This is a genomic window from Phaeobacter inhibens DSM 16374, assembly GCF_000473105.1.
Taxonomy (GTDB): Bacteria; Pseudomonadota; Alphaproteobacteria; order Rhodobacterales; family Rhodobacteraceae; genus Phaeobacter; species Phaeobacter inhibens.
Genome location: NZ_KI421498.1, coordinates 1,659,666 through 1,684,126 on the forward strand (window position 1 = coordinate 1,659,666; position 24,461 = coordinate 1,684,126).

Here is a 24,461-nt window from a genome sequence, read left to right on the forward strand (position 1 = left end):
ACCTGTTTCGCCCGCCCTATCGGTTCTGCGACAGGTTTCATCAAACCGCAGGCCTTCCCCCCCCGCCGTCACATCATCACAGCTTCGGGTCCGGGTTCTCCGTATGGCCATCCACTGCGATCACCTGCCCTGACACCAGTCGCGCCGCATCGGACCCCAGAAACACCGCCATATTGGCAATATCCTGTGCTTCGACAAAGGACCGCATCGAGGTCCCAGAGGCATAGCCCTCATAGATCTGATCGCGGGTCATGCCCTTGGCCGCTGCCTCGCGCTCCAGCACGCCCTCCATCCGCGGGCCCTCGACTGCACCGGGACAGATCACATTGGCCCGGATGCCAAAAGGGCCCAGCTCCATCGCCAAGGTCTTCATCAGCCCGATCACCGCCCATTTCGCCGAAGCATAAGGCGCCCGGTTGGGATAGCCGTACAGCCCAGCGGTCGAAGACGTCACGATGATCGACCCGGCCCTCGCTGCCTTCATCAAAGGAGCCGCATATTTCGCCGCCAGAAAGCAGCCCTCCAGGTTGACGCTGACGCATTTGCGCCAATCCTCCAGCGCGATATCCTCAATCAGCGCGGTCGGCCCGGCAACACCTGCATTGGCGCACAACACATCCAGCCCGCCCCAGACCTCAGCGATCTCTGCGAACAGCACCTTCACGCCCGCCTCATCGGTGGCATCCACCACCGTTGTCCGCCACCCCTCAGGCACGTCAGCCAGCGCCACCGCGCTGACATCCGTGACCCAGACCTGATGCCCGGCGGCGGCGAATCCTTCCGCCATCGCCCGGCCAATCCCTGACCCGCCGGCGGTCACCAGAACACGGCGCATCCCTTCAGCGCTCACCGCGGCGCACCAATCGCGCGGCCCAGCCCCTCTGGCGCTGCCAGCGAAGCATGGGCTTCGGCCAGCTTCACCAGGTTGGCCTCGATATGCGCCGCAGGCGGAGCCGAACGGCGGGTCGCAAGATCCACATGCAGCAGCATATGCTCCCCCGTCGCCAGTAGCCGCTCGCCGGAATACATCTCGTGCCACAAATGCATTTTCTTGCCCGCGCCCATGATCACCCGCGTCCGCACCTGGATCGGATCTCCCGCATGCACCTCGTCGATGTGGCGGATATGGGTCTCGGCGGTGAAATAGCTGCCGCCACTGGCGATATACTCCGCATCGCAGCCGATGATCATCATCAGCCTGTCGGTGGACTGGGCAAAGGCATCCAGATAGCGGCTCTCGGTCATATGGCCGTTGTAGTCGGTCCAATCCAGCGGCACGATCCGGCTCTGCGTCAGCACCGGCTGGCTCAGGTCCTCCAGACCGTCCATCGACCGCACCAACCCAGCCTCCCCCTCGCGCTCCGCGTCATGGGCGTTCTGCAGCGCGCCTGCACCCCAGTCATTGGCGCCCAGCGCCCGCATCATACCCACAAGGTTATCGTCGCGAATACGCTCCAACGCGCGGATCGAGTGATGGCCAGACTGGTCATCCGACTGGCCCGCAATCAGATCGACCAGCTCATCCGTGAACTCCGGCACATCCATCAGCTTGGTCCAGGGCCATTTCAGTGCCGGGCCAAACTGCGCCATGAAATGCTTCATGCCCGCTTCACCGCCCGCCACGCGGTAGGTTTCAAACAGGCCCATCTGCGCCCAGCGGATACCAAAACCATAGCGGATCGCATTGTCGATCTCCTCGGTGGTGGCAATGCCGTCCTTGACCAGCCACAGTGCCTCGCGCCAGACCGCCTCAAGGAAGCGGTCGGCCACATGCGCGTCGATCTCTTTCTTCAGATGCAGCGGGTACATCCCGATCTCGGTGACAATAGCCTTGGCGCTGTCGATCACGCTGGCAGTGTTGGCCTCGGTTGTGACCAGTTCCACCAGCGGCATCAGATAGACCGGGTTGAACGGATGCGCGACCAAGATCTGGGCGGCATTGCTGAACCCATCCTGCAATTGCGACGGTTTGTAACCAGAGGTGGACGAACCGATGACAGCATCCGCCGCGACATGTGCCTGCAACGCGCCGTAGACTTTCTGTTTCAGTTCCAACCGCTCTGGCACGCTTTCCTGGATCCAGATCGCCCCGGCCACCGCCTCTTCAATGGTCGCATGGTAGCTGAGACCGCCCTCTGCAGGCAGCGCAACATTACCAAGGCCCGGCAAAGAGCGCCGCGCATTGGCAAGAACTTCGCCAATCTTGCGCTCTGCCTCCGGGTCCGGGTCGAACACCCGCACATCCCAGCCATTCAGCAGGAACCGCGCGGCCCAGCCGCCGCCAATAACCCCGCCACCGATGATTGCTGCTGTTTTTGTCATGACATTGTTCTCCAAAAGACATTGGCCCATGAACCACACGAGCACGTCACGCGGGTTAAGCGCGCATGGCTTCCTTGCCCGCTGGCAAGCAGGCAGTTTTCATTTTCATTGAATTCAAATGCGCTGGCAGCGCGAAACTTGTGATCTGCTTTAGATGAGGAAAGGCAGAACACTGAAGAACGCAAAACCGCCAAGGAAGGCGGTCCCGGCGATCCGGCCCGGGGACAGGGACTTTCGCAAAATCAGAGCAAGAACTGCTCCCAGACCGATAACCCCGGCACCAAGCCACGCCCCGGCTGCGATCCCCATGGCAGGTGGGGCAATGCTGTTTTCCACTACAGCGTCGGGCAGACCGACCGCGACCCCAAACCCGGCCAAAAACAGCACGAGCGCCGCAAGCGGCCCTTTCCACCAAGCGGCCTCGGACTGAAGGAAAGCGGTGAGGGACAGCATCGAGGCAGCGAAGAATGGAAGGAATATCATTCAACCAAGTAATCCAGTTCCTTTTTGAGCTTCAACCCTGAATTGTCGCCGCCCTGTGTCAGGGGGCACGTTTGCCCCCCTTTTTTTTGAAACCCGTATTACTTCGTCACCGGTGCGCGTTTCACCAGACCCAGCTGGGCGCGCACTTCATCGGGTCCCATCAAGGACGCGCCCATGTTTTCGATAATGGTGCCTGCACGTTCAACAAGCTGCCAGTTTTCCGCCAGCTGCCCCTTGCCGAGCCACAGGTTATCCTCCAATCCGACACGGACATTGCCGCCCGCCAGCACGGAGGCCGCCACATAGGCCATCTGATCGCGCCCAAGCGAAAACGCCGACCAGTCCCAGTCGTCCGGCACATTGTTCACCATCGCCATGAAGGTGTTGAGGTCATTGGGCGCGCCCCAAGGGACCCCCATGCACAGCTGGACCAAAGCGGGACTGTTCAGCACGCCTTCCTTCACCAGTTCTTTGGCGAACCACAGATGACCGGTGTCAAAGGCTTCGATCTCCGGCTTCACCCCCAGATCGGTCATCATCTGCCCCATTGCCCGCAACATGCCCGGCGTGTTGGTCATCACGTAATCGGCCTCGGCGAAATTCATCGTGCCGCAATCCAGCGTGCAGATCTCCGGCAGGCATTCGGCCACATGCGCCATCCGGGCGGTGGCGCCAATCATATCGGTGCCCGCCTCATTCAGCGGCAGCGGGTTTTCGGTATCGCCAAACACCATGTCACCGCCCATACCTGCGGTGAGGTTCAGCACCACATCGGTGTCGCTTTCACGGATCCGGTCAGTCACTTCGCGGTAAAGCGCCAGATCGCGCGAGGGCGCGCCGGTTTCCGGATCACGCACGTGGCAATGCACGATCGCCGCCCCGGCCTTGGCCGCCGCAATGGCGCTTTCAGCAATCGCCTCGGGCGATCTGGGCACATGCGGGCTGCGATCCTGAGTGCTGCCAGAGCCGGTGACGGCGCAGGTGATGAAGACGTCTTTGGCCATATTCAGAGGCATTTTGGTTTTCCCCTCGATGTACAGGGTTGTGCCCGAGTTATCCCCAAGCCTGCCCCCAGATTCCTGTTTGTGTTGTTTTCGACAGTGCCGCAGCCTTGGTGCACACACTAGGCAACATGCGAATCGAACTTGATGAAATCCGCAAAAAACATCCTCCAGCCCGAGAATCAGCCGCTCAAAACGGCCGTTTTAGTGCTTGATGAGAGCAATACGCTGTCCTTCGCCGCGGCCGTCGATCCGATGCGCGCCGCCAATCGGCTGGCCGGTCGCGGTGCGTTTGACTGGGACTATGTCACCGCAACCAGCGAGCCTGCGATGCTGACCAGCGGTCTCAGCGTCCCCGGCATCCCGCTCGCGCGACTGCAAAGCTGCGAGTTGCTGATCGTGATCGCCGGCTTCCAGCTGGCCCGCCACGCCACCCCCAGCCTGCTGGCTGGCCTGCGCCGTCTGGCGGCAGGTGGCGCGACCATCGCGGGCATCGACGGTGGCCCCTGGCTGATGGCCGAGGCCGGTCTGCTTGACGGCCACCCGGCCACCACCCATTGGGAAGATCTGGACAATTTCGCCAGCCGCTTCCCCGGTGTGCAATGCCGCAACGACCGCTTCACCCTCTCCGAGGGGCGCATGACCTCCGGCGGCGCGACACCTGCCATTGAAATGATGCTGCACATCATCGGCAGCCGCCATGGTGCAGGCTTTGCCTCACGCGTGGCCGGCCTGTTCCTCTATGACGGCCCCGGCTCCACCGAGCGCCCGCAAAGCCGTCTTGGCAGTTCCAAACATTCCTCCCTCACCGCACGGGCCAACGCCCTGATGGAGGCAGCGCTGGATGATCCCAAACCGCTGCGCGACATCGCCGACGAACTGGGCACCAGCACCCGCAGCCTGCAACAGCAGTTCCGCCTGCGGCTGAACACCACGCCGCAGGACCATTACCTGCAACTGCGTCTGGCTGAGGCCCGCCGGTTGGTCACCGACACAGATCTGCCGATCATGGAGGTGGCACTGGCAACCGGCTTCAACTCTCAGTCCAGCTTTGCCCGCGCCTTCCGCACCGCCCATGGCACCACAGCGCGCGAGTTGCGGCAGGCAAGCCTTGCAAGCGCCGCGCCCACACGTCTTGCCACCAGCAAACCGCTGTTCAGCCAGGCGCCTCTGTCACAAGGTCAAAGCCCCCTGCGCCAAAGCGGGCCACTGCCGCGCCATTCCACCGGCTCTTACTGAAGCTCGGGCGCAGATAGATCACACAAAAACGGGCGGCCCCATCGGGCTGCCCGTTTCGCTTTATCAGCAGTCCTAGTGATCAATAGGGCATGGGATGCGCACGATGGGCGATGTCGATCTCCTCCAGCACCTCCTGCGACAGGGTCAGATCCGCCCCCGCCAGCACATGCTCCAGCTGCGCCAACGTGGTCGCCCCAAAAATGGCCGAGGCCATGAACGGCCGCGTATGGCACCAGGCCAGCGCCATATGCACCGGATCCAAACCGTGACGCTTAGCGATCTCCAGATAGGCCGCCACCGCCGGATAGACCCGATCCGTGTCACGCCCGCCCAGTTCCGGGTTCAATGTCTTGCGCGAGGCCTCAGGCACCGCACCATCCTGATATTTCCCCGTGAGCAAACCCGTTGCCAACGGCGAAAACGCCAGCAGCCCCACGTCTTCGTAGAGGCTCGGCTCAGCCAGGTCGGTGTCATACAACCGGCACAGCAGCGAATATTCATTCTGGATTGACGCCACCCGTGGCCCGCCAGTCTGCTCGGCCAGCCGCAGCCAGTGCGCCGTGCCCCAGGCGCTCTCGTTTGACAGGCCAAAGGCGCGAATATTGCCCTTGTCCACCTGCGCCTTCAGCGCCTCCAGACATTCCGCCATATTGTCCAGCACCGCCGCCCGGTCATCGCCCCCCGGATCATACTGCCAGTTCTTGCGGAACATATAGCTGCCCCGATTGGGCCAGTGAAACTGATAGAGGTCGATGTAATCCGTCTGCAGCCGCCGCAAGGATCCTTCGATCGTGGGTGCGATGGTCTCCGCCGTAATCGGCGCCCCATCCCGCACCGCCTGCAGCCCTTCGCCGGAATGTTTGGTGGCAAGGATGTAATCCCCGCGCCGCCCGGTCTTGGCATTCCAGGTCCCGATGATTGCCTCGCTGTCACCGACCGTCTCCGCGCTGATCGGGTTCACCGGGTACATTTCCGCCGTATCAAGGAAATTCACCCCCGCCGCCAAGGCCGCATCAATCTGCGCATGGGCATCCTCCTCCCCCGTCTGGGTGCCAAAGGTCATGGTGCCGAGACAGATCTGCGACACCTCCATGCCGGTGCGGCCAAGCGGGTTCATCTTCATGATCGGGATCCTGTTGTTGCAACTCGCAACAGACCCTAGCCCACCCGCAGCCCAGTGCAACCAGCTGCGTCCCCCGCACATCGGGGCGTTAACCTTTCACGCACAATCCAGACATGAAACACGATGGATGTGATATGATTAAAATTGTCGCAAATCTAGAAAAGGAGAGTGACAACATGACGTTCTCTATGTCCAAAAGCTACAAAGACCTGATCGCAGAAGCTGAAGCCATCGTGGTGTCGATTTCCCCGGCAGAGGCGGCAGATCTGCATGACCGTGACGACAGCCTGTTTGTCGACCTGCGGGTTATCCGCGAAGTTGAACGCACCGGCGTCATCCCCGGAGCCCTGTCCTGCCCGCGCGGCCTGATGGAGTTCTGGATTGATCCATCCAGCCCCTACCACAAACCAGTCTTTGCCGAAGATCGGGCCTTCATCTTCTATTGTGACAACGGATGGCGGTCGGCCCTGGCTGCCAGGACCGCGCTGGAAATGGGATTGCAGCGGGCGGTCTTTTTGAAAGGCGGCTTTGATGCCTGGATCGCAGACGGGGGCGATGCCATCCCTTACAAGTGGTAACTAACCGGCTGACACCGGGCAAGCGGTGCTTGTCACCCCGGGCAAAACCCGGCAGCCTGTGCATCTAACAGCCAGAGGAAGCACAGCATGCCCCAAGCCATCACAAAAGGCGTCAAGGCGCTCCTTGACGAGGCCAACGCCGTTGTGGACACCATGTCCGTGGAGACCGCAAAAGAGGCCATCCATGATGACGCCTATGTCTTCATCGACCTGCGCGATATCCGCGAATTGCAGTCCAGCGGCATGATTCCAGGCGCCTTTTCCTGCCCGCGCGGGATGCTGGAATTCTGGATCGACCCTGACAGCCCCTACCACAAACCGGTGTTCAATCAGGACAAGACCTATGTGTTCTACTGCGCCAGCGCCTGGCGTTCTGCGCTGGCCGCCAAGGCCGCGATGGAAATGGGCCTTGCCCCGGTGATGCATCTTGAGGGCGGCTTTACCGCCTGGGCCAAATCGGGCGGAGAGATCGCCCAGCGCGACGACTGAGCCGCCCCCTCGTCCCGGTCCATGGCTGGCGGCGCGGCAAATCTGCCGCGCCGGGCACAAACCGGGCACAATACGACACGCCAATCGGGAAAATGTCGGAAACACCCGTGCAATCTGACCTCGCAGCGGTCATGACTGGCCATTATGCGGATGATGATTTCCTTTGCGGCGCTGTTTCTCTCTGTGATCCTGTTGCAGCTGTCGACCGGCGGCGTGGGTCCCTTGGATGCGCTCTCTGGTCTGACACTGGGATTTGACAAGGAACAGATCGGCTTTCTCGGCTCGGCGCATTTCCTTGGTTTTTTCATCGGTTGCTGGTGGGTACCGCGCCTGATGGGCAACGTCGGCCACAGCCGCGCCTTTGCGGTCTGTACGGCCCTTGGTGCCATGGGGTTGATCGGCCACACCCTGACCGAAGATCCGCTGGCCTGGGCCGTGATGCGCATGGCCTCCGGGCTCTGCGTCGCAGGGTGTTACACCGTGATTGAGGCCTGGCTGAACGCCAAGGTCACCAATGAAACCCGCGGGCGCGCCATGGGCACCTATCGCATCGTGGACCTCTCCGCCTCGCTGGTGGCGCAGCTGCTGATCGCGGTGCTGCCGCCTGCCTCTTACATTTCGTATAACCTGCTGGCGATCCTCTGCTGCGCGGCCCTCTTGCCGCTCACCATGACCAAGGTCAGCCAGCCCGACATTCCCGATGCCCCCCGGCTGCGCCCGAAACTGGCCTGGGCCTGCTCACCTCTGGCGGTTGCCGGTGTGATCGTCGCCGCCCTCAGCTCCGCATCCTTCCGTATGGTTGGCCCGATCTACGGCCAAGAAGTCGGGCTGGAGGTCGGGCAGATCGCCTTCTTCCTCGCGACATTTGTTCTGGGCGGCGCGCTGGCGCAATACCCGCTGGGCTGGCTCGCCGACAAATACGACCGCCGCTGGGTGCTGATCTGGCTGTCGGTGGTGGCCATCCTGTCCTGCGGCATCACCATGGCCGCCAGCGGCATGGGCACCTGGGCCGTTATGGCCTCAGCGGCCTTCTTTGGTTTTACCACCATGCCGATCTTCTCGGTCTCTGCCGCCCACGCCAATGACTTTGCCACCTCGCAGCAACGGATCGAACTGGCCGCCGCGCTGATGTTTTTCTACGCCCTTGGCGCCATCGCCTCGCCGCTGATCACCTCGGCGCTGATCGAAAACTACGGTCCCGGCGCGCTCTTTGCCTTTGTCGCAGTCGGCCACCTCGGACTGATTATCTTTGGCCTGGCCCGGATGCGCGCCCGCCCCGCGCCCGAGGACCGCACCCGCTACGTCTATGCTCCGCGCACCTCCTTCACCATTGGCCGCCTGCTCAAACGCTCCCGCGAGCGGCGCTAGACGGTCTGCGACACCCTTCAGAGCGGGGAAATTAGCCACAAGGTCCACAGCGGGGTTTTCGGCGGCAGCGCCATGCGCTAGACGGGCCAGCAAAGCTTTAGTTGGATGGATGATATGGCGCGCTTTCTCATTACCTCGGCGATCCCCTATATCAACGGGATCAAGCATCTGGGCAATCTGGTCGGCAGCCAGCTGCCCGCAGATCTCTACGCTCGCTACCAGCGCGCACGCGGCCATGAGGTGATGTTCCTCTGCGCCACCGACGAACACGGCACCCCTGCCGAGCTGGCCGCCGCCAAGGCAGGCAAACCGGTCGCGGATTACTGCGCCGAAATGCACGAAGTTCAGGCCGGTATCGCCAAGGGGTTCGGCCTCAGCTTTGACCATTTTGGGCGCTCCTCCAGCCCGCAGAATCACGCGTTGACCCAGCATTTCGCAGGCAAGCTGGCCGAGCAGGGGCTGATCCGTGAAGTGACCGAAAAACAGGTCTACTCCCACGCCGATGGCCGCTTCCTGCCCGACCGCTATATCGAAGGCACCTGTCCCAACTGCGGCTATGAACGCGCCCGCGGCGACCAGTGCGAGGAATGCACCAAGCAGCTGGACCCGACCGATCTGATCGACCCGCGCTCCGCGATTTCCGGCTCCACCGATCTGGAAGTGCGCGAGACCAAGCACCTGTACCTGTGCCAGTCGCAGCTGAAGGACCAGCTGGACGACTGGATCAACAGCAAATCAGACTGGCCGGTGCTGACCACCTCCATTGCCAAGAAATGGCTGCATGATGGCGACGGCCTGCAGGACCGTGGCATCACCCGTGATCTCGACTGGGGTGTGCCGGTCAGGAAGGGCGATGCGGACTGGCCCGGTATGGAGGGCAAGGTTTTCTACGTCTGGTTCGACGCCCCCATCGAATATATCGCCGCCTCGCGCGAATGGGCCGACGCCAACGGCAAGACCGACGCCGACTGGCAGCGCTGGTGGCGCACCGACATGGGCGCTGAGGACGTCAAATACGTCCAGTTCATGGGCAAGGATAACGTCCCCTTCCACACCCTGTCTTTCCCGGCCACCATCCTTGGTTCGGGAGAACCGTGGAAGATGGTCGACCACCTCAAATCCTTCAACTACCTGAACTATGACGGCGGTCAGTTCTCCACCTCGCAGGGGCGCGGCGTGTTCATGGATCAGGCGCTGGAGATCCTGCCGGCGGACTACTGGCGCTGGTGGCTGCTGAGCCACGCCCCCGAAAGCTCCGACTCCGAATTCACCTGGGAGAATTTCCAGCAATCTGTGAACAAGGATCTCGCCGACGTGCTGGGCAACTTCGTGTCCCGCATCACCAAATTCTGCCGCTCCAAATACGGCGAGGCGGTTCCCGCAGGCAATGACTACGGCGAGGCGGAACAGGCGCTGATTGATGAGATCAGCACCCGTGTTACCGCCTATGAAGGCCACATGGCCGCCATGGACGTGCGCAAATCCGCGCAGGAGCTGCGGGCGATCTGGGTCGCAGGCAATGAATACCTGCAATCCGTGGCGCCCTGGTCCGTCTTCAAAACCGACCCCGATCAGGCCGCCGCTCAGGTGCGTCTGGGACTGAACCTGATCCGGCTCTATGCGGTGCTGTCAGCCCCGTTCATCCCCGATGCGACCGAGCGTCTGCTGGCCGCCCTCCAGACCGAGGATCGCAGCTGGCCCGACGATGTCGCCGCCGCCCTCAGCGCGCTGCCCGCAGGTCATGCCTTTACCGTGCCGGAGGTGCTCTTTGCCAAGATCACCGACGAACAGCGCGAGGAATGGCAGGAGCGTTTCTCCGGCACCCGCGACTGATCTCAGGGCTGCGCCCTCTGCCAATGACCAAGGCCGCTCCACCGGGAGCGGCCTTTTTGCGTTCAAAGGTGGATACGCTCCCCTTCCGGCGGCGTCCGCAACCGCCAGCGCGGCGCCAGCTCTGCATGATGTTGCCGCAATACCTCCGGCCCCTCACGGTAGAGCGCATAGGTCGAATGATGGATCGGCAGTACTGCCTGCGGCTCCAGCTGCTGCGCAAACCCCGCCGCCTGCGCCCCATCCATGGAGATCTGCCCCAGCGCCCCCGCCCCGCCGACAGCGCCCAAATGCGGGACAAAGACATCCAGCAGACCTGCCTCCGCAACCTGCGCTGCTCTCAGAGCCTGCCAGACCGGCGGCACCAGAAAACTGTCGCCTGCCCAATAGATCCGCACCACGCCAAAGGCCGTCTCCACCTCGATCAGATAGCCGTTGCCCAGCCCCAGCAACCGCGCCACCTCCGGGTTCTCTGAATGAACCGCAGGCAGTGCCGTGATCTGCAGAACCCCCTCCGGTCCTTCAATGCGCCGCATCTCGCCATGGGCCAACGAGCTGGCGGCAAAGCCTTTCTGCCGCATCGCTGCAAGGTCATGCTGCGGCACCAGCATCGGCAACTGCGGGTCCAGCCAGGCCTGCGCCGCCTGATCGAAATGATCCTCATGGGCATGGCTCAGCAGCACCAGATCATAGCGGTCGTAGCGCAACCCCGGAAACGGCGTGAGCCGCGCATGTGACTTTATATTCGGCCCGCGCGCGAGGTCGAACATCTCATTCGGGTCCCCCATGACAAAGGCCTCAGGCCCCTCTCCCAGACAGGGGTCTGTCAGCACTCGAAGCCCCGCAGCCTCGATCTCCAGCATGGCGCCGCCCAACCAGCGCAGGGATACGCCCGGCTGCGCAGCCCGCACGACAGCGGGCAAGCCACCACCAAGGGTCAAGGCCGCGCCACTCTTCAGCAATTGACGTCTGTTCATCGTCTTCTCCTGTGATGTACGACAGGAGTAAGCGCTCGCATATTGCGGAATAATCGGTTTAATACTGAATACTTTGAATGGATATTTCGCTTAATGGATCGACTTCAGAACATAGAAACCTTTGCCGAGGTTGCAGATCAGCTCAGCTTTGCCGCTGCTGCGCGACGCCTCGGGCTACCAGCCTCCACGGTCACCAGCCGCATCCGCACCCTGGAACAGAGCCTGGGCGTGCGCCTGCTGGACCGCACCACCCGGCGCGTTGCCCTGACACCCGCCGGAGCACTATTTCTGGACCGCTGCCGCCGCGCGCTTGACGAGATCGACGCCGCCCGCGATCTGGTTGCAGCCGAGGCCAAGGCCAGCGGTCTGCTGCGCCTCTCGGTCCCCACCGCGCTGCCCATGGCCCCACTGGCAGCCCTCACATCTGCCTTTCTGCGTGATTATCCGCAGATCTCGATCACCATAACCGTGGATGACACCCCTGCCGACTTCATTGCCGACGGCATCGATCTGGCGCTGCGCGGCAACCGTCCGGGCAGCGACAGCCTGATTGCCCGTGTGCTGTCTCAGACGCCGGTGGTGCTGGCGGCGGCGCCGGGGCAGCTCGCAAATGAGGATCTGCCGATTCTCGGCCCGCTTGCGCGGCACCTGACGGACCGGCGCGCAGACAGCCGCATTACCTGTGAATCCTTTGCACTCGCTCTGGAACTGGTGCGGTCCGGTGCAGCGCGTGGCTGCTTTCCGCGCCCGATGTGCGATGCGGACTATGCGGCGGGGCAGCTGGATCTTGCCCCGCCGCCCGTCGGCGTGGAGACACAGCTCACTCTGTATCTGGTCTACCCGGACCGCCGTCCGCTGCCTCAGAGATTGCGACTCTTCATTGACAGGCTGGTGGCGGCTTACACCTCTTCCTGATGGCAGAAACCACCGGGCCATACGCTAAGGCGATCGGCAAAAAATCTTAATCTGACTAAAAAAGTCAGGTTGACGATTCTGATTAAATAAGTCAGGTATAGGGCAGTTCAGCCAACCTGTGATTGTGCAGCCAGCCCGACTGATAGCAAATCAACCGAGATCGCCCAATGTCGTTTCTTCTGCAATTCTTCTCCCTGCGCCACCGCCCTGTTGAAGGCACCCGCGCGTCGGTCAGCCTGCACGCCTACGGGCTGCCGCGTGGCGATCAGGGGTTTTGCCTGGAATGGTATCTGGATCGGTCGGAAAACCGAAACGGGTGACCCTGATGAACCAGATGACTTTTGACCACGCCGCCACCACCACAACCGCAGCCACCGAAGTCTTCCCGACCTACCACGCTGAGGAACTCGCCCGTGGCGGGAACCAGGCCCGCATCCTGCTCAATGGCCAGATCTACAGCCTGCGGATCACCCGCGCCGGAAAGCTGATCCTGACAAAATGATTTCCAACAGCACATCCGCCGCATCTGCGGCGCCACGGGGCGGGGCCACTGTTGGCCTGCTGACAGATTTGCCCGCCCTGGAGGCCCTGGCCGTGCGCAACCTGCGCCACTGGTTCAACGGTGCCGACAGCCGCATCGCGTTGCGTCAGGACCTACTGGCTGCACTTGGTCCGGTTCTGGGCCGTCAGGCCTATGAGAATTTTGGTCGCCTTTGCAATTTCTGCGTCACCGAGGGCCGCCGCCCACTGGTACGCCACGGCATGACCTGCACCTGCCTTGGAGCCGATGAAAACTGCTTTGCCAATCTGGTCGCCGCCGCCGCGCATGGCGAATATGAGGATGCCAATCTCTTCGCCGCCCTGATCGTCCAGCCACGACAGGCGCAACGCGCCACCGTTCTTGCCGCCAAAATAGGTCTGGTTCTGGATCAGCTCAGCGCCCAGACAACCGGCCCCGCCGCGCATCCCGCGCAGCTGCAGCCGCTCTCGACCACTCTTCACTGACGGTCCACTGCCTGACAGCCGCCGTTCCCCTGTAACCCGTTCATATCATAACATCTCGACTAACCCTTAAGGAACGCTCTTATGACATCGCATTTTCTCGCAGGTACCGCTGTTGCAGCGCTCGCCACAGTTGCGGCTCCCGCTTTTGCGGCAGACAAGGCTGAGGTGCTGACCACCTACGCAAATATTGCGCACGCCAAATATCAGGACAGCCTTGAGACGGCAAAAACCCTGCAAACAGCCGTGGACAGCCTGATCGCTGAACCCTCAGCCGAGGCCCTGGAAGCTGCCCGCAAGGCCTGGCTCGCGGCCCGCGTGCCCTATCAGCAGTCCGAGGTGTTCCGCTTTGGCAATGCCATCGTTGATGACTGGGAAGGCAAAGTGAACGCATGGCCGCTGGACGAGGGGCTGATCGATTATGTCGATGCCAGCTACGGCGGCCCGACCGATGAAAACACCCTTGCGGCGCTGAATATCGTTGCCAACCCCAGCTTTGAGCTGTCCGGCAAATCCATTGACACCAGCGCCATCACGCCTGAGCTGCTGGAAACCACCCTGCATGAGGCCGACGGCGTCGAGGCCAATGTCGCAACCGGCTATCACGCGATCGAATTTCTGCTTTGGGGTCAGGACCTGAACGGCACCGACCACGGCGCCGGCAGCCGCGCCTGGACCGACTATGCCGCAGGCGAGGATTGCACCAACGGCAACTGCGATCGCCGCGGCGAATACCTGAAGGCCGCGACCGATCTGCTGATCTCCGATCTGGAGTGGATGGCCGCACAGTGGAGCACCGAAGGCGAAGCCCGCGGCACGCTTTTGTCGGATGAAAACGCAGGCATCACCGCCATGCTGACCGGCATGGGCTCGCTCTCCTACGGGGAAACCGCCGGCGAACGCATGCGCCTAGGCCTGATGCTGAACGACCCCGAAGAAGAGCATGATTGCTTCTCCGACAACACCCACAACAGCCATTACTACGATGGTCTGGGCGTGCAGAACGTCTATCTCGGCGAATATATCCGCACCGACGGCAGCATGGTTTCCGGCGCGTCGCTCTCCGATCTGGTGCAGGAGATCGATCCGGCACTGGACGGCGAGATGCGCAGCAAGCTCTCGACCACCATGCGCGCGCTGGGTCAGATCAAGACCGCAGCCGAGGCGGGTTTCTCCTACGACCAGATGCTGGAACAGGGCAATGAAGCAGGCGAAGCGCTGGTCATGGGCGGCGTCAACGGTCTGGTCGATCAGACCCGCTCCATCGAACGCGTGGTGACAGCGCTCGATCTTGATGGCGTCGCCATCGAAGGCTCCGACTCGCTCGACAACCCAACGGCCGTTTTCCAGTAAGACAGGCCATAGGCTGCCACGGCAGCAAAAATACGGCAGGGGCGGCGCAATGCGCGGCCCCTGCCCTTGGCGTTTTGGCCCGGCCCGTTCGCGGCACCAATTCGCCCGAACAACCCGGACGAATTGTCCACCCTGCAAGAGTTGATGCCAGCTCCGGATCCTCCTATCCAAGGTCAGGAGGCCCCGCGCCCCGCCAATAGAAGTGATCCCTGCCCGCATGCGCGTTTCCCCGTCGCCCCACCGCCCGCATCTGTCCCAGCTGTTGATGGGCCTCAGCCTCCTCGCGCTGATCGCACCGCTCCCCACTCTGGCCGACACGCAAACCACTGCGCTGTCGGAAACCCTGGCAGGGGACGCGCCAGAGGGCGACGCAATCCACGCACAGGCGACGACGCCCTATACAGATCTCTCCGATCCGCATCTCGCCACCCTTCCCCGCACCGCGCAGGAACAGACCCGCATTCGCGCCGTCACCCGCCCAACAACGCAGTTCGACCAGCCCGAACCCTATGAGGCCCTGCCCGCAGGTGCGGCCACCGTGCGCGCCCGCACCGATGACGAGGCGTTTTCGCAGCACAGCGCCAACCTCAGCTTTGAGGAAGAGCTGGAATTCAAACTCGGCAATGGGCTGTTCAAGAAGATCTGGGTGTTCTCGCCCGCCTCCACCCTCGCCTCTGATGGGCTGGGGCCGCTCTATAATGCGCGCTCCTGCCAGCGCTGCCACCTGAAGGACGGGCGCGGCCATGTGCCGGATGGGCCGGACTATGCCTCAACCACGATGTTCCTGCGCGTCTCGGTTCCCGGCCCGGTGCCGGACCAGATGCAGGCCATTGCCGACTATATCGGCACCGCGCCAGAGCCGACCTATGGCGGCCAGATGCAGGATTTCTCCGCCCCCGGTATCGCCCCGGAATATCGCCTCGGCGTCACCTACAGCGAAGACACCATCGCGCTTGCAGGCGGCGAGACGGCCACCCTGCAACGCCCTGACTATAGCGCCAATACCCTCGGCTATGGTCCGCTGCACCCCGATGCCATGCTCTCCCCCCGCGTCGCCCCCAGCATGATCGGCCTCGGCCTGTTGGAGGCGATCCCCGCCGCTGATATTCTGGCGGGCGCCGACGAGGATGACAGCAACGGCGATGGCATCTCCGGGCGCGCCAATCTGGTCTGGTCGGTGGAACACAACCGGATCATGCTGGGCCGCTTTGGCTACAAGGCCGGACAGCCCACGGTGCATGAACAATCCGCCGCCGCCTTCTCCGGCGACATCGGCATCTCCACGCCGCTGTTTCCGGCTCATGCAGGCGATTGCACCACTGCGCAGACCAGCTGCCGCAACGCGCCCCATGGTGGTGATGACATCCGCGAGACCGAGATCGACCAGCCCAATATGGATCTGGTCACCTTCTACAGCCGCAACCTCGGCGTGCCTGCCCGTCGCACCCCGGACGACCCCGCCATCCTGCGCGGCAAGGCGCAATTCTACGGCGCAGGCTGCACCAGCTGTCATACGCCGAAATTCGTCACCAACCGGCTGGAGGCGCAACCCGCGCAGAGCTTCCAGCTGATCTGGCCCTATAGCGACCTCTTGCTGCACGACATGGGCGAGGGCCTTGCCGACAACCGCCCCGAAGCCCGCGCCACCGGGCGCGAATGGCGCACCGCGCCGCTCTGGGGGATCGGGCTGGTGCAGCAGGTCAATCCCCGCGCAGGTTTCCTGCATGATGGCCGCGCCCGCACCCTGCTGGAGGCGATCCTCTGGCATGGCGGCGAAGCCCAATCCGCCCGAGACACCGTGGTCGGCCTTGCCCCCGAAGACCGCGCCGATCTGATCCGCTTTCTGGAGTCGCTCTGATGCCGAACCCCCTTTCCCTGTCCCGCACACGCCTGTCGCGTGTTGCCGCCCTGACGGTTGCGACCGCTATGGTCTGCGCCGCCCTGCCGCCGCAAGCGGCCCTTGCGCAGACCGACACCACAGCTGTCAGCACGCCCAATACACCGCCCCAAACCCTGGCCCCGGCACATCAACTGGACTGGATCCTCACCCATCATATCCTCCCCGGCTTTGACAGGCTGGCACAGACCAGCGCCACCCTAGCCGAGGTCGCCGCCAGCCACTGCACACCGGATGACCCGGCCCTGCGCGCGGCCTTCGCCCACGCCTTTGATGCCTGGGTCAGAGTCAGCCACCTGCGCTTTGGTCCCACCGAAACCGACAACCGCGCCTTTGCCCTCGCCTTCTGGCCGGACAGCCGCAACAAAATCCCCGGCACCCTGCGCCGCGCCGTCACCGAAACCCCGCGCGAGCAGCTGGCTACACCGGAGGTCTTTGCCAGCCAATCCGTGGCCCTGCGCGGGTTCTATGCGCTGGAGTATCTCCTGTTCGACGACGCCATCCAGTCCGAAGGCAGCGCAGATCAGCGCTGCACCCTGGTCGCGGCCATCACCACCGATATCGCCCGCACCACCGCCGCGATCCGCGATGATTGGCACAACAGCTATGCCGTGACACTGGTCAGCCCCGGACCGGGCAACCGCTACCAGTCGGAGGTGGAGATCCGGCAGGAGCTGTTCAAAACCCTGACCACCGGGTTTCAGGTGCTGGTTGATATGCGGTTGGGGCGCCCCCTTGGCCAGTTCGACGCCCCCCGCCCCAACCGCGCCGAGGCCCGCCGCTCCGCCCGCAGCCAGCGCCACATCGTGCTGAACCTCACCGCGATGGAACCGCTCGCCCTTGCCCTTGCGGCGGGCGATCCCGCACTGATGCAGGAAATCGACGCAGGCTTTGCCAAGGCGTTGAAACGCGCCAGCGCGCTGGACGATCCCTCCCTCGCCGGGGTTGCCGATCCCGCCCGCCGCTTTCGTATCGAAGCCCTACAACAGGACATCAACGACCTGCGCAGCCTGATCACCACCCGGCTTGGCCCGAAGCTCGGCGTCACCGCAGGGTTCAACTCCCTCGACGGGGATTGATCCCATGGCAGGCCCCTCCCGTCGCGGTTTCCTCGCAGGGCTTCTGGCCGCAGGCATGGCCCCGCAGGCCAGCTGGGCCGACCTTGGCCACCCCGCCTATCTCTCGGCCGGAAAAGCCCCCGATGGCAGCTTCCTCCTCGCGGGTCTGGACCGCACCGGCACAATCCTGTTCCGCCACGCCCTGCCCGCCCGGGGCCATGCCGCAACCGCGCACCCCAGCCGCCCGGAGGCGGTCGCCTTTGCCCGCCGCCCCGGACAGTTCGCGGATGTGATCGACTGCCGCACCGGTGCGGCCCTGGCCCGGCTCACCCCCCCACCCGGGCATCACTTCTATGGCCATGGCGTATTCTCCCCGGACGGCAGGTCTCTCTTCACCACCGAAAACGCCTTTGAAAGCGGCGATGGCCGGATCGGCATCTGGGACGCCAGCGACGGCTACCGCCGGATTGGCGATCATGCCTCCGGCGGCATTGGCCCGCATGATATCAAGCTGCGCACCAGCCCTGACGGCCAGCACAATCTGGTGGTGGCCAACGGCGGCATTCAGACCCATCCCGACAGCGGCCGTGCGAAACTGAACCTCGCCACGATGCAGCCCAACCTCAGCTACCTCAGCCTTGAGGGCACCCTGCAGGATCAGCTGATCCTGAACGCCGATATGCGCCTGAACTCGATCCGCCACCTTGCCATCAGCGCCACAGGGACTGTTGGTTTTGCAATGCAGTGGCAGGGCGACGCGGGCGCGGACCTGCCGATCATCGGTCTGCACAATCCCGGCTCTGCCCACCGCCTGATGGCCGGGGAGGATCCCCGCCTACGCAACCTCAACGGCTATGGCGGCTCCGTCGCCTTTTCCCGCGATGGAACACAGATCGCCGTCACCTCCCCGCGCGGCGGTGTGGTGCAGATCGCCGGTTGCACCACCGGCGCGCTGCTGCGGGAACTCCGCCTCACGGATGTCTGCGGGCTGGCCAGTAACGCGGATGGCTTTGTGGTCACCACCGGTCAGGGGCTGCTGGCACAGCTGAGCACCAGCCAAGCTGATCGTCCGTCGCACATCCGGGCCCGCACAGATCTCGCCTGGGACAACCATCTGATTCCGATCGCCTGATCAGCCAGTCAAAAAAGCGAAACGAAAGCGAAACGAAAATAATCCGTGACTTTTCGCAACCGGAGGCCTAGATAGGCCTGCGAAAGGATCTCCCATGGACGCAAGCGACAGACAGGCCGCCATTCTGGACCTGCTGACCCGACAGGACCGGGTCGAGGTCGAGGACCTCGCGCAGCGATTTGGCGTCTCGCTGCAAACCATCCGCACCGACCTGCGCGATCTGGCTGCCCGTGGCGCGCTCTCCCGCGTGCACGGTGGTGCGGTCCGCAGCAGCAGTGGCGCCAGCCGCGACTACGCCGAACGGCGCAAGCTGAACGCCCGCGGCAAACGCGCCATGGCCGCGCTCGCCGCTGATCTGATCCCTGACAACTGCGCCATCACGCTCAATATCGGCACCTCCACCGAACAGGTCGCCCGCGCCCTTTCAGGCCATCGCGGGCTCACTGTTCTGTCTAACAATATCAATATTATCAATATGATGATGGAGGATGAGAGCAAGGAACTGGTACTTGTCGGCGGGGCCATCCGGCAAAGCGACGGCGCCATCGTCGGCGAGGACGCGCTGGAATTCATTGCCCGTTACAAGGTTGATATCGCTGTCATCGGCGCCTCGGCCATGGACGCAGACGGCGCCATTCTTGACCATGATCCGCGTGAAGTCTCCGTCGCCCGCGCCATCCTCAAAAACGCCCGCAAGCGCGTGCTGGTCTGCGATGGCAGCAAGTTCGAGCGCACCGCCCCGGTCCGCATCTGCGATATCTCCGATCTCGACGTAGTGGTCACCGACCGCCCCGTCCCCGCTGAATTTTCCCGCGCGGCAAAGGCCGCAGGCACGCAAATCCTCTGGGTTGGCGAAAACGAAAGTAGCGAAAATGTCTAACACAAACGCTCAAGACCAAATCACCGATCTTTTCATCATCGGCGGCGGCATCAATGGTTGCGGCATCGCCCGCGACGCCGCAGGGCGGGGCCTGTCCGTGGCGCTGGCTGAGATGAACGATCTTGCCTCCGCCACCTCCTCCGCCTCGACCAAGCTGTTTCACGGCGGATTGCGCTATCTTGAATACTTCGAATTCCGGCTGGTGCGTGAGGCGCTGATCGAACGCGAGGTGCTCTTGAAAGCGATGCCGCATATCTCTTGGCCAATGCGCTTTGTGCTGCCGTTTCATAAGGACATGCGCTTTGACAACACCACGCCGACGTCAAAACTGCTGACCACCATCATGCCGTGGATGAAGGGTCGGCGTCCGGCCTGGCTGATCCGTCTTGGCCTGTTCATGTACGACAGCCTCGGCAAACGCGGCATCCTTCCCGGCACCTCCAAACTGGATCTCGCCAGCGATCCCGCCGGCCGCCCGCTGGATCCGAAGTTCAAGACCGCTTTTGAATATTCCGACTGCTGGATCGAAGACGCACGGCTGGTGGTGCTGAATGCCCGCGACGCCGAGGCCCGCGGCGCCGAAATCATGACCCGCACCAAGGTGACAGGCGCCACCCGCAATGCGGACCACTGGGTGATTGACCTTGAAGACATCACAACGGGCGAAACCTCGCAGCGCCGCGCCAAGATGCTCGTCAATGCCGGCGGCCCTTGGGTTGCCGATGTGCTGCGTCAGAAGCTGGGCCAGAACAGCCGCGAAAGCGTCCGACTGGTGCGCGGCAGCCATATCGTGGTGCCCAAGCTCTATGATCACGGGCGCTGCTACTTTTTCCAGGGCACCGATGGGCGGATTATCTTCGCCATTCCCTACGAGGAAGACTACACGCTGATCGGCACCACTGACGCCGACCACCCCGACCCGCAGACCGCCCCGACCTGCACGCCCGAGGAACAGGATTACCTGATCAGTTTCGCCTCGCAGTATTTCGCCAATCCGCTCAGCCGTGACGATATCGTCTGGACCTATTCCGGCGTGCGTCCGCTTTATGACGATGGTGCCAGCTCTGCCACCGCCGCCACCCGCGAATATGTGCTGACCCTGAACGACAACGCCGCGCCGCTGCTGAATGTCTTTGGCGGCAAGATCACCACCTATCGCAAACTGGCCGAGGCCGCGCTGGAGAAGATCGCAACCGTGTTCCCGGATCTGCCTGACAACTGGACCGCAGGTGTCGCCCTGCCCGGCGGCGATTTCCCGGTCGGCGATGTGGCGAAACTCACCGCGAAACTGGCGCAGGACTATCCCTTCCTCAGCCCTTACGCGACCCGCCGCCTGATCCGCGCCTATGGGACAGAGGCCTGGGAGGTACTGGGGAATGCCACCTCGGCCGAGGATCTCGGCCAGGCCTTCGGCGCCACCATCACCGCCCGCGAACTCGACTGGACCATCGCCCGCGAATGGGTCCGCACTGGCGAGGATTACCTGCTGCGCCGCACCAAACTGGCCCTGCGCCTGACCGAGGCAGAGCGCGCCGCCGTCGACAGCTACATCCGCAGCAAAGCCGCAGATCTGGCCGCCTGAATGCGGTCCGTGGGGCGGGTGAGTACGGATCGTTTTAAGCCCCGACGCCTTAACCCGCCCGCAACACATCCAACCCCTATGCGCCCGCCCCCCGCGCAACGCCCACAAAAAGTATCAGCCCCCCTGCCCGATTGTTTCGCACGCGAAACATTTGGTCAGAGGGGCTGACATTATTGCCTGTGCCCTTTGGTCGTGGAAAGTGCGTAGCACGAGGCGCCAGCCCCTCCCGAGTGGCGCGCCATCTGTTCAGACGGCCCTTCAGGGCAATGCTGTCTCTCGTGATTTCAGGCTGACAGGCGCCTATCCGTTAAAGCTGATTTCGCTGGCCACGACACGACTGATCAGCCCACCGGTGTTCACCGCGCGGTAGATAGATCGCGGAGGGCGGGCAGCCTCATCCACGTGGCGATGCACCCATTTCCGGCCCTCCATCGTTTTCAGCGACTGAGACAAGGCGCGATCGGTAATCGTGCGCAGATTCCGCTTTATGTCATTGAAGTGGCTCGGCTCATGCAGTGCTGTCAGTACCGGCAAAGTCCACGAGCGCCGCAGCAAATCCTGATCTTCCTTGGCAGTGACACTGTGAATTTTATTGGCGGTGACGGCGGCGGAAATCCCCAGCGTCGTCAGTCGAAACTCCGGACGCAGCGGGTGACCATAACCGGGGTTTCGCTCCAGCAACCCGATTGAAATCAGGTGATCGATGCTTTGCGCAAACGCAGTCCTGCTTGCCCCGGTGGCCGTCAGCAGCGGCGCCTGTCGCCCGGCAATGCCTGCGTGCAGATGGGCCAAAATGGGGATGGCCCAAGCTCTTGAGGTGGTGTTGACAAACGTCTCAATGTCCATAAAGTATAGTTAGTATATTTTAGATCAAAAGGGAAGACCATGGCGCTTATTTCATTGGAAAAAACCATCACCATCTCGTTTTCGGTCAAGGATCGCCACGCCAGTGCGGATTGGTTCAAAACCATGCTTGGGTTTGATACGATCTACCATGCGGATGAGGCCGGATGGTCGGAGCTGCAGACTAATACGACCGGCGTCACAATCGGTCTGGGTGAGCATACCAAACCCGCCCCCGGAAACTGTGTTCCCGTCTTCGGCATCGCGGATCTGGATGCGGCACGGCAAAAACTGGAACAGGCCAAGGTGAAATTTGACGGCGAAACCGATGTCGTCGAAGGTATGGTCAAGACGGCAACCTTCTATGATCCTGACGGCAACGCGATGATGCTGGCTCAAGATTTGACCGGTGGCGCGTAGGGATGCGTCGGCTCTGCACAGCGTCTATCGCCCTGCTGTTTTCGGCGGGTGTCGCCTCCACAGCCCCCTTCGAGGAAGTCACCGTCGGGGTTCCCGTGGCCTCAATCACCGATGCAGAGGAATGGTACCTCGCCCTATTTGGCGCTGAGGTTGAGGTCCTAAGGCCTGTTCCGGGTGTTGTTGAATTTAAGGTGACACCCGAGACATGGTATCAGATTTTCGAAACCGATGATCCCCAGCCCTCCGGGGCCGTCGTCAGGTTTTTGGTGGACGATATGGCCGCGTCTCAGGCCAAATGGGCTGACGCTGGCATTGACACCGGCGAAGCAATCCAAATTCCAGATGTCGTGACCTATTCGGAGTTTACCGACCCTGATGGGAATGCCCTCGGGCTTTATGACCTGCCGTAAGCATTCAGGATTTCGCGACCGTTGAAAATCGCGGCTGCACCCGTTGTTGCGAGGTCCAATGCGAACCCTTACGGTTTCTCAATCCGGCGCAGTTCGGGCGGAACGCCCCCGCATTTCACAGCGGGGGCGTTCCATTTCCAGATTCTCACAACAGATCAGAATTCGACGCCTTTCTGGGCTTTGATACCGTCGCGGAAGGGGTGTTTGATCTGGCCCATCTCGGTGACCAGATCGGCAATCTCGATCAGCTCTTCCTTGGCGTTACGGCCGGTCAGCACCACATGGGTCATCGGCGGCTTTTCGGTTTCCAGAAACTCCACGACATCCGCAATGTCGATATAGTCATAGCGCAGGGCGATGTTGATCTCATCCAAGAGCACCATGGTATTGCGCTCATCGCGGATCATCTCCTTGGCCTTTTCCCAGCCCTTTTGCGCGGCGGCAATATCGCGGGCCTTGTCCTGGGTCTCCCAGGTAAAGCCTTCGCCCATCGCGTAAAACTGGCACAACTCGCTGAAGTTTTCTTCGATCAGCGTCCGTTCGCCGGTCTGCCAGGCGCCCTTGATGAACTGCACCACAGCTGAGGGCATTTTATGGGCAATGCAGCGCATGATCATGCCGAAACCAGAGCTGGATTTGCCCTTGCCCGGGCCGGTGTGGACGATGATCAGTCCTTTCTCGCCGTCCTTGTTTTGCATCATGCGGTCGCGGGCGGCCTTCTTCTTGGCCATCTTCGCCGCATGGCGTGCCGCTTCTGCTTCGGAAATGTCGGTCTCGGGCGTATCGCTCATGGGGGCTCTCCTACTGGTTCGCCCATGTCTTGACAAAGACAGGGGCAATGGCGCAAGGGGGTTTTGTTGGTTCCTGCCATTTGGCAGGCGAAGAGGGAATGTGACAGTTGGGCCATCAGGGTCCGGCCAAGCACAGCCGCCCCCGCGACCGTGACCGGAGAGGTCTCCGATGCCACTGAGGAAACTCGGGAAGGCAGGATGACCGTCAAGGCCCCAGGCCTTGGCATCCGCAAGCCGGGAGACCTGCCAACAAAAGAAACGCAACGGGCGGACGGGGTGTTCCGCGACTGGCTGGGATACCTGCGCGATCTTCGCGCCCCCGCTGGCTCGCAGCCCCCTCGCTGGAACCAAGTGAAGGGCGCTCATGGCCGAGGTAACACTGACGATCTGCACCACCTGCCGTCGCGGCGAGGTGACCGACCCGGAGGCCCCGCGCCCCGGCTCCCGCATGCTGGCCGCCCTGCAAGACGCCGATCTGCCGGAGGGCGTTGCGGTGCGCGGTGTCGAATGCCTGTCGGCCTGCACCCGTGGCTGCTCCATGGTGCTAAGCGGCGGCGACGCCCGCTGGAGCTACATCTACGGCGATCTTGATCCCGACGAACATGTGCCCGACATCCTGACCGGCGCTGCCGCCTATGCCGCCACCACGGATGGTCTGGTGCCCTGGCGCGAACGCCCCGTGGTGTTCCGCAAGCAATCCATCGCCCGCATCCCGCCCGCACCTGTGGCGGCGCCTTCCACTCCTCCATCGTTGTCCAAGGATTGACC

At 62.7% G+C, this 24,461-nt stretch carries 26 protein-coding genes and 1 riboswitch; of the genes, 18 read left to right on the forward strand and 8 right to left on the reverse strand.

Annotated elements, in window-relative coordinates:
- Window positions 1-76 precede the first annotated feature (76 nt).
- From INHI_RS0111685 to bcoG, 4 genes are all read right to left on the reverse strand, one after another.
- On the reverse strand, window positions 77-835 hold the full coding sequence (locus INHI_RS0111685; RefSeq protein ID WP_027247737.1) for an SDR family oxidoreductase: 759 nt from the start codon (window positions 833-835) through the stop codon (window positions 77-79).
- A gap of 11 nt (window positions 836-846) precedes the next feature.
- On the reverse strand, window positions 847-2,322 hold the full coding sequence (locus tag INHI_RS0111690; RefSeq protein WP_027247738.1) for a carnitine 3-dehydrogenase: 1,476 nt from the start codon (window positions 2,320-2,322) through the stop codon (window positions 847-849).
- A 150-nt stretch (window positions 2,323-2,472) separates the two neighbouring features.
- A complete protein-coding gene (locus INHI_RS0111695; RefSeq protein ID WP_027247739.1) occupies window positions 2,473-2,805 on the reverse strand; it encodes a hypothetical protein in 333 nt (110 codons plus the stop codon).
- Window positions 2,806-2,903: 98 nt separating this feature from the next.
- Complete coding sequence (gene bcoG / locus INHI_RS0111700) at window positions 2,904-3,821, reverse strand: 3-dehydrocarnitine:acetyl-CoA trimethylamine transferase BcoG (protein WP_027247740.1); 918 nt, start codon at window positions 3,819-3,821, stop codon at window positions 2,904-2,906.
- A 132-nt stretch (window positions 3,822-3,953) separates the two neighbouring features.
- On the opposite strand from bcoG, the gene INHI_RS0111705 reads away from it, so the two are divergent.
- The gene (locus INHI_RS0111705) at window positions 3,954-5,045 is read left to right on the forward strand and encodes a GlxA family transcriptional regulator (RefSeq protein WP_014873951.1); all 1,092 of its coding nucleotides are present in this window, start codon (window positions 3,954-3,956) and stop codon (window positions 5,043-5,045) included.
- 79 nt (window positions 5,046-5,124) lie between these two features.
- Here INHI_RS0111705 and INHI_RS0111710 read toward each other — a convergent pair whose 3' ends face one another.
- Window positions 5,125-6,168 (reverse strand): aldo/keto reductase, encoded by a 1,044-nt coding sequence (locus INHI_RS0111710; protein ID WP_027247741.1) that lies wholly within the window; start codon window positions 6,166-6,168, stop codon window positions 5,125-5,127.
- 176 nt (window positions 6,169-6,344) lie between these two features.
- Between INHI_RS0111710 and INHI_RS0111715 the strand changes: the two genes are divergently transcribed.
- The 4 genes from INHI_RS0111715 to metG all read left to right on the forward strand — a co-directional run bounded on the left by INHI_RS0111715 (window position 6,345) and on the right by metG (window position 10,436).
- Window positions 6,345-6,746, forward strand: coding sequence for a rhodanese-like domain-containing protein (locus tag INHI_RS0111715; protein ID WP_027247742.1), 402 nt, complete (start codon window positions 6,345-6,347; stop codon window positions 6,744-6,746).
- A gap of 87 nt (window positions 6,747-6,833) precedes the next feature.
- Window positions 6,834-7,235, forward strand: coding sequence for a rhodanese-like domain-containing protein (locus INHI_RS0111720; RefSeq protein ID WP_027247743.1), 402 nt, complete (start codon window positions 6,834-6,836; stop codon window positions 7,233-7,235).
- 144 nt (window positions 7,236-7,379) lie between these two features.
- Window positions 7,380-8,603 carry an MFS transporter gene (locus INHI_RS0111725; protein ID WP_027247744.1) on the forward strand — a complete coding sequence of 408 codons (1,224 nt, stop codon included), beginning with the start codon at window positions 7,380-7,382 and terminating at the stop codon, window positions 8,601-8,603.
- Window positions 8,604-8,717: 114 nt separating this feature from the next.
- Window positions 8,718-10,436 carry a methionine--tRNA ligase gene (gene metG / locus INHI_RS0111730; RefSeq protein WP_027247745.1) on the forward strand — a complete coding sequence of 573 codons (1,719 nt, stop codon included), beginning with the start codon at window positions 8,718-8,720 and terminating at the stop codon, window positions 10,434-10,436.
- A 62-nt stretch (window positions 10,437-10,498) separates the two neighbouring features.
- Here metG and INHI_RS0111735 read toward each other — a convergent pair whose 3' ends face one another.
- Window positions 10,499-11,410 carry an MBL fold metallo-hydrolase gene (locus tag INHI_RS0111735; protein ID WP_027247746.1) on the reverse strand — a complete coding sequence of 304 codons (912 nt, stop codon included), beginning with the start codon at window positions 11,408-11,410 and terminating at the stop codon, window positions 10,499-10,501.
- Between the two features lie 93 nt (window positions 11,411-11,503).
- Between INHI_RS0111735 and INHI_RS0111740 the strand changes: the two genes are divergently transcribed.
- The 10 genes from INHI_RS0111740 to glpD all read left to right on the forward strand — a co-directional run bounded on the left by INHI_RS0111740 (window position 11,504) and on the right by glpD (window position 21,229).
- The gene (locus INHI_RS0111740) at window positions 11,504-12,325 is read left to right on the forward strand and encodes a LysR family transcriptional regulator (RefSeq protein ID WP_027247747.1); all 822 of its coding nucleotides are present in this window, start codon (window positions 11,504-11,506) and stop codon (window positions 12,323-12,325) included.
- Between the two features lie 167 nt (window positions 12,326-12,492).
- Window positions 12,493-12,645: a hypothetical protein gene (locus INHI_RS21090; protein ID WP_155805589.1), complete on the forward strand. Its 153-nt coding sequence runs from the start codon at window positions 12,493-12,495 to the stop codon at window positions 12,643-12,645.
- A 5-nt stretch (window positions 12,646-12,650) separates the two neighbouring features.
- On the forward strand, window positions 12,651-12,827 hold the full coding sequence (gene hemP / locus INHI_RS20495) for a hemin uptake protein HemP (protein WP_036767300.1): 177 nt from the start codon (window positions 12,651-12,653) through the stop codon (window positions 12,825-12,827).
- On the forward strand, window positions 12,824-13,330 hold the full coding sequence (locus INHI_RS0111755) for a hypothetical protein (RefSeq protein WP_027247748.1): 507 nt from the start codon (window positions 12,824-12,826) through the stop codon (window positions 13,328-13,330). Before hemP ends, INHI_RS0111755 begins: the two co-directional genes overlap by 4 nt.
- Window positions 13,331-13,411: 81 nt before the next feature.
- Window positions 13,412-14,680 (forward strand): imelysin family protein, encoded by a 1,269-nt coding sequence (locus tag INHI_RS0111760; protein WP_027247749.1) that lies wholly within the window; start codon window positions 13,412-13,414, stop codon window positions 14,678-14,680.
- Window positions 14,681-14,897: 217 nt separating this feature from the next.
- Entirely contained in the window at window positions 14,898-16,538 is a 1,641-nt protein-coding gene (locus INHI_RS0111765) for a di-heme oxidoreductase family protein (RefSeq protein ID WP_254656871.1), read from the forward strand.
- On the forward strand, window positions 16,538-17,656 hold the full coding sequence (locus INHI_RS0111770) for an imelysin family protein (protein ID WP_027247751.1): 1,119 nt from the start codon (window positions 16,538-16,540) through the stop codon (window positions 17,654-17,656). Before INHI_RS0111765 ends, INHI_RS0111770 begins: the two co-directional genes overlap by 1 nt.
- 4 nt (window positions 17,657-17,660) lie before the next feature.
- A complete protein-coding gene (locus INHI_RS0111775; protein ID WP_027247752.1) occupies window positions 17,661-18,767 on the forward strand; it encodes a DUF1513 domain-containing protein in 1,107 nt (368 codons plus the stop codon).
- Window positions 18,768-18,861: 94 nt separating this feature from the next.
- Window positions 18,862-19,647, forward strand: a complete 786-nt coding sequence (locus INHI_RS0111780; protein WP_027247753.1) for a DeoR/GlpR family DNA-binding transcription regulator — start codon at window positions 18,862-18,864, stop codon at window positions 19,645-19,647.
- Window positions 19,640-21,229 (forward strand): glycerol-3-phosphate dehydrogenase, encoded by a 1,590-nt coding sequence (gene glpD, locus INHI_RS0111785; protein ID WP_027247754.1) that lies wholly within the window; start codon window positions 19,640-19,642, stop codon window positions 21,227-21,229. The genes INHI_RS0111780 and glpD overlap by 8 nt, the downstream gene beginning before the upstream one ends.
- 300 nt (window positions 21,230-21,529) lie before the next feature.
- Here glpD and INHI_RS0111790 read toward each other — a convergent pair whose 3' ends face one another.
- Window positions 21,530-22,075: a winged helix-turn-helix transcriptional regulator gene (locus tag INHI_RS0111790; RefSeq protein WP_027247755.1), complete on the reverse strand. Its 546-nt coding sequence runs from the start codon at window positions 22,073-22,075 to the stop codon at window positions 21,530-21,532.
- 39 nt (window positions 22,076-22,114) lie between these two features.
- On the opposite strand from INHI_RS0111790, the gene INHI_RS0111795 reads away from it, so the two are divergent.
- Complete coding sequence (locus tag INHI_RS0111795; RefSeq protein ID WP_027247756.1) at window positions 22,115-22,492, forward strand: VOC family protein; 378 nt, start codon at window positions 22,115-22,117, stop codon at window positions 22,490-22,492.
- 2 nt (window positions 22,493-22,494) lie between these two features.
- Window positions 22,495-22,902, forward strand: coding sequence for a VOC family protein (locus INHI_RS0111800; protein ID WP_027247757.1), 408 nt, complete (start codon window positions 22,495-22,497; stop codon window positions 22,900-22,902).
- A gap of 155 nt (window positions 22,903-23,057) precedes the next feature.
- Here INHI_RS0111800 and cobO read toward each other — a convergent pair whose 3' ends face one another.
- A complete protein-coding gene (cobO, locus tag INHI_RS0111805) occupies window positions 23,058-23,693 on the reverse strand; it encodes a cob(I)yrinic acid a,c-diamide adenosyltransferase (protein WP_027247758.1) in 636 nt (211 codons plus the stop codon).
- A 50-nt stretch (window positions 23,694-23,743) separates the two neighbouring features.
- Window positions 23,744-23,958: riboswitch (cobalamin riboswitch) on the forward strand.
- A 99-nt stretch (window positions 23,959-24,057) separates the two neighbouring features.
- Here cobO and INHI_RS0111810 point away from each other — a divergent pair.
- Window positions 24,058-24,459 (forward strand): DUF1636 family protein, encoded by a 402-nt coding sequence (locus tag INHI_RS0111810; protein WP_027247759.1) that lies wholly within the window; start codon window positions 24,058-24,060, stop codon window positions 24,457-24,459.
- Window positions 24,460-24,461: the final 2 nt, after the last annotated feature.

What these genes read in the sequence shown, in the direction of transcription:
- INHI_RS0111685 (WP_027247737.1), bottom strand. Translation starts at nt 835, where the DNA reads ATGCGCCGTGTTCTGGTGACCGCCGGCGGGTCAGGGATTGGCCGGGCG.
- INHI_RS0111690 (WP_027247738.1), bottom strand. Translation starts at nt 2,322, where the DNA reads ATGACAAAAACAGCAGCAATCATCGGTGGCGGGGTTATTGGCGGCGGC.
- INHI_RS0111695 (WP_027247739.1), bottom strand. Translation starts at nt 2,805, where the DNA reads ATGATATTCCTTCCATTCTTCGCTGCCTCGATGCTGTCCCTCACCGCT.
- bcoG (WP_027247740.1), bottom strand. Translation starts at nt 3,821, where the DNA reads ATGCCTCTGAATATGGCCAAAGACGTCTTCATCACCTGCGCCGTCACC.
- INHI_RS0111705 (WP_014873951.1), top strand. Translation starts at nt 3,954, where the DNA reads ATGAAATCCGCAAAAAACATCCTCCAGCCCGAGAATCAGCCGCTCAAA.
- INHI_RS0111710 (WP_027247741.1), bottom strand. Translation starts at nt 6,168, where the DNA reads ATGAAGATGAACCCGCTTGGCCGCACCGGCATGGAGGTGTCGCAGATC.
- INHI_RS0111715 (WP_027247742.1), top strand. Translation starts at nt 6,345, where the DNA reads ATGACGTTCTCTATGTCCAAAAGCTACAAAGACCTGATCGCAGAAGCT.
- INHI_RS0111720 (WP_027247743.1), top strand. Translation starts at nt 6,834, where the DNA reads ATGCCCCAAGCCATCACAAAAGGCGTCAAGGCGCTCCTTGACGAGGCC.
- INHI_RS0111725 (WP_027247744.1), top strand. Translation starts at nt 7,380, where the DNA reads ATGCGGATGATGATTTCCTTTGCGGCGCTGTTTCTCTCTGTGATCCTG.
- metG (WP_027247745.1), top strand. Translation starts at nt 8,718, where the DNA reads ATGGCGCGCTTTCTCATTACCTCGGCGATCCCCTATATCAACGGGATC.
- INHI_RS0111735 (WP_027247746.1), bottom strand. Translation starts at nt 11,410, where the DNA reads ATGAACAGACGTCAATTGCTGAAGAGTGGCGCGGCCTTGACCCTTGGT.
- INHI_RS0111740 (WP_027247747.1), top strand. Translation starts at nt 11,504, where the DNA reads ATGGATCGACTTCAGAACATAGAAACCTTTGCCGAGGTTGCAGATCAG.
- INHI_RS21090 (WP_155805589.1), top strand. Translation starts at nt 12,493, where the DNA reads ATGTCGTTTCTTCTGCAATTCTTCTCCCTGCGCCACCGCCCTGTTGAA.
- hemP (WP_036767300.1), top strand. Translation starts at nt 12,651, where the DNA reads ATGAACCAGATGACTTTTGACCACGCCGCCACCACCACAACCGCAGCC.
- INHI_RS0111755 (WP_027247748.1), top strand. Translation starts at nt 12,824, where the DNA reads ATGATTTCCAACAGCACATCCGCCGCATCTGCGGCGCCACGGGGCGGG.
- INHI_RS0111760 (WP_027247749.1), top strand. Translation starts at nt 13,412, where the DNA reads ATGACATCGCATTTTCTCGCAGGTACCGCTGTTGCAGCGCTCGCCACA.
- INHI_RS0111765 (WP_254656871.1), top strand. Translation starts at nt 14,898, where the DNA reads ATGCGCGTTTCCCCGTCGCCCCACCGCCCGCATCTGTCCCAGCTGTTG.
- INHI_RS0111770 (WP_027247751.1), top strand. Translation starts at nt 16,538, where the DNA reads ATGCCGAACCCCCTTTCCCTGTCCCGCACACGCCTGTCGCGTGTTGCC.
- INHI_RS0111775 (WP_027247752.1), top strand. Translation starts at nt 17,661, where the DNA reads ATGGCAGGCCCCTCCCGTCGCGGTTTCCTCGCAGGGCTTCTGGCCGCA.
- INHI_RS0111780 (WP_027247753.1), top strand. Translation starts at nt 18,862, where the DNA reads ATGGACGCAAGCGACAGACAGGCCGCCATTCTGGACCTGCTGACCCGA.
- glpD (WP_027247754.1), top strand. Translation starts at nt 19,640, where the DNA reads ATGTCTAACACAAACGCTCAAGACCAAATCACCGATCTTTTCATCATC.
- INHI_RS0111790 (WP_027247755.1), bottom strand. Translation starts at nt 22,075, where the DNA reads ATGGACATTGAGACGTTTGTCAACACCACCTCAAGAGCTTGGGCCATC.
- INHI_RS0111795 (WP_027247756.1), top strand. Translation starts at nt 22,115, where the DNA reads ATGGCGCTTATTTCATTGGAAAAAACCATCACCATCTCGTTTTCGGTC.
- INHI_RS0111800 (WP_027247757.1), top strand. Translation starts at nt 22,495, where the DNA reads ATGCGTCGGCTCTGCACAGCGTCTATCGCCCTGCTGTTTTCGGCGGGT.
- cobO (WP_027247758.1), bottom strand. Translation starts at nt 23,693, where the DNA reads ATGAGCGATACGCCCGAGACCGACATTTCCGAAGCAGAAGCGGCACGC.
- INHI_RS0111810 (WP_027247759.1), top strand. Translation starts at nt 24,058, where the DNA reads ATGGCCGAGGTAACACTGACGATCTGCACCACCTGCCGTCGCGGCGAG.